Origin of the sequence: Streptomyces sp. NPDC057543 (assembly GCF_042801895.1) — a bacterium.
Classification (GTDB): Bacteria; Actinomycetota; Actinomycetes; order Streptomycetales; family Streptomycetaceae; genus Streptomyces.
This window is the reverse complement of record NZ_JBHVFF010000523.1, coordinates 1-2,739: the sequence shown is the minus strand read 5'-3', so window position 1 is coordinate 2,739 and position 2,739 is coordinate 1. Positions and strand designations below refer to the sequence as shown.

At 72.8% G+C, this 2,739-nt stretch carries 2 protein-coding genes and 1 pseudogene; all 3 read right to left on the bottom strand.

The window, feature by feature from the left end:
- A pseudogene (locus ACFU8Q_RS40830) lies at window positions 1–207 on the bottom strand (hypothetical protein); the annotation flags it as partial.
- A 101-nt stretch (window positions 208–308) separates the two neighbouring features.
- Complete coding sequence (locus ACFU8Q_RS40825) at window positions 309–698, bottom strand: hypothetical protein (protein ID WP_384465094.1); 390 nt, start codon at window positions 696–698, stop codon at window positions 309–311.
- Window positions 699–959: 261 nt separating this feature from the next.
- Window positions 960–2,739 (bottom strand): heavy metal translocating P-type ATPase (locus ACFU8Q_RS40820; RefSeq protein WP_384465091.1); only part of this gene is annotated, 1,780 nt, incomplete at its 5' end.

Genomic DNA, 2,739 nt, shown 5'->3' with positions numbered 1-2,739 from the left:
CTTCACATCCGCGTCGCTGAACGCGGCGCGGGGGGTGGCCGGTGCGGAGGCGCCGGCGGAGCCGTGGTCCATGCCGGGCATGGACGAGCCGTCGGAGTCGGAGCCTTCGGAGGAGCCACAGGCCGCCAGCGTCAGGGCGAGTGCGGCGACGGTGCCGACGGCCGCGAGCGTGCGGCGACGGGCAGCGGAATGCAGGGAAACGGACATCACACGTTCTTTCCAGGTGGATCGCGCCACGTCGGTGGCGCGCGAAACGGACAGGATGCTCGGGCCGGCCCGGCCGTAGGGCCGGAACCGGCGGACACCCGTCACGTCCGCGCTACGCACACCTGGAGCAGTAGTTCTCTGCCGGCGAAGGGCGGTCCCCGCCGTGCAGGTCCTCGCACCGCCGGACGCAGCCGCCCGAGCACCCGCACGACCAGGATCACGAGACCCAGCGCCATCAAGAGCGGCAGCAGCCGGTCGCGGGCGTGGGTGGATACGCACGACTCGCCGTTCATCCCGGTCACGGTGGCGTCCGCCCGGGGGATGCCCCGTTCCTCCGACACGGCCGTATGGGCGGCACCGGCCGGCATGGCCATGGGTGGTTCCGAGGCCACGGCCATGCCACCGTGACAGCCCTCGGCGGCGCTCGCCGGGGCCCCGTGCATGAGGAACAGCCCGCACAGGACGGCACACAGCACGAGCAGCCGGGGCATACCCGGTGTGCGCGTCCGGCTGCGATCCACGGCTGCCTCGAATTCCCGGTCGTACGAGTCCTGCGGTACCAGCCCGACGATACCCCCACCGGGTTCCCCCGTCCTGTCACACCCGTGCCGTCGCACCTGGCACCGCCGGGGCGACGTGCTCGGCCGCCGAGCCCTCGGAATTGTCCGCACACGTACGGAACTCGGTAGGACTACCCGCTCGTGCGGGGCGCGGACGAGGACGGCGGGCCCGGGCACCCGAGGCGCGGTGGCTCACCCGTCGTTGCGGGCGCGCGTCCAGGCGGCGTCGCGCAGCAGGCGCAGTCCGTTGAGGCCGACGATGACGGTGGAGCCCTCGTGCCCGGCGACGCCGAGCGGCAGCGGCAGCGTGCCGGTCAGGTCCCAGATGACAAGGCCGGTGATGAAGACGGCCGCGATCACCAGGTTCTGCGCCACAAGTCGGCGGCACCGGCGCGAGAGCGCCACCGCGGTGGGGATGGTGGCGAGTTCGTCGCGGACGACGACGGCGTCGGCGGTCTCCAGGGCGAGGTCGGAACCGGCTCTGCCCATGGCGATACCGGTGTGGGCGGCGGCCAGTGCCGGGGCATCGTTGACCCCGTCCCCGACCACGAGGACCTTCCGTCCGGCGCTCTCCAGCTCCTTGACCGCGCGCACCTTGTCCTGTGGCAGCAGACCGGCCCGGACGTCGCCGATCCCGGCCTCGGTACCCAGGCGAGCGGCGGCGCGCGGATTGTCGCCGGTGACCAGCACCGGTGTGGTGCCGGTGAGGGCGGTGAGGCGGGTGACGGTTTCCGGGGCGTCGGTGCGCAGTCGGTCGGCGATGCCCAGAGCGCCGACGGGTGTGCCGTCGAGAACGACCAGCACCGCGGTACGGCCGTCTTCCTCCAGTTGTGCGGCGAGTTCGGCGGCTCCTTCGTGCGGGCGGCCGTCCAGCAGACGGGCAGGGCTGCCGACGGCGACGCTGCGGCCGTCCACCGTCGCGGTGACGCCGGTGCCGGGGGTGGAGACGAAGTCCTTCACGGCGGGCAGCGCGAGACCGCGCGTCCGGGCCGAGTCGGTGACGGCCCGCGCAAGAGGGTGCTCGCTGGGGTGCTCGGCCGCCGCCGCGAGGGTGAGCAGGGTGTCCGTGGTCAGGCCGGGGGCGGCCAGGGGGCGGATGTCGGTGACGTGTGGGGTGCCTTCGGTCAGAGTGCCGGTCTTGTCGAGGGCCACGGCGTCGATCTGTCCCAGGCGCTCCATCACGACGGCGGACTTGATCAGCACACCGTGCCGTCCGGCGTTGGCGATCGCGGACAGCAGCGGCGGCATGGTGGCCAGGACCACGGCGCACGGAGACGCCACGATCATGAAGGTCATCGCCCGGAGCAGCGTCGGCTGCAGGTCCGCGCCGAAGGCGAGGGGCAGGGTGAACAGGGCGAGGGTGGCCGCCACCATGCCGATGGAGTACCGCTGTTCGACCTTTTCGATAAACAGCTGCGTGGGGGCCTTCGTCCCGGAGGCCTCCTCGACCATGGCGACGATCCGGGCGATCACCGAATCGGACGGGTCACGCTCCACCGTGACCCGTAGCGCCCCGGTGCCGTTCAGCGTCCCGGCGAAGACCTCGTCGCCCTGCTCCTTGGTCACCGGCAGCGGCTCGCCGGTGATGGTCGCCTGGTCGACCTCACTGGCCCCGTCGAGGACCCGGCCGTCGGCGCCGACGCGCTCACCGGGACGCACCAGGATCACGTCCCCGACCCTCAACTGCGCAGTGGGCACGGTCTCTTCGGCATCGCCGTCGCCGAGGCGGGCCGCCGTGGCGGGGGCGAGGTCGAGCAGGCCGCGCACCGAGTCGGCGGTCCGTGCGGTGGCGAAGGCCTCCAAGGCGCCCGACGTGGCGAAGATGACGATCAGCAGGGCACCGTCCAGCACCTGCCCGATCGCCGCCGCCCCGAGGGCGGCGACGACCATCAGCAGATCCACGTCCAGCGTCCTGTCCTTGAGGGCCCTCAGCCCCTCCCAGCCGGGCTCCCAGCCGCCCGCCACGTACGTC

Bases quoted from the DNA above. Each gene is read 5' to 3' on its own strand.
- ACFU8Q_RS40825 (WP_384465094.1), bottom strand. From the start codon at position 698: ATGCCCCGGCTGCTCGTGCTGTGTGCCGTCCTGTGCGGGCTGTTCCTC.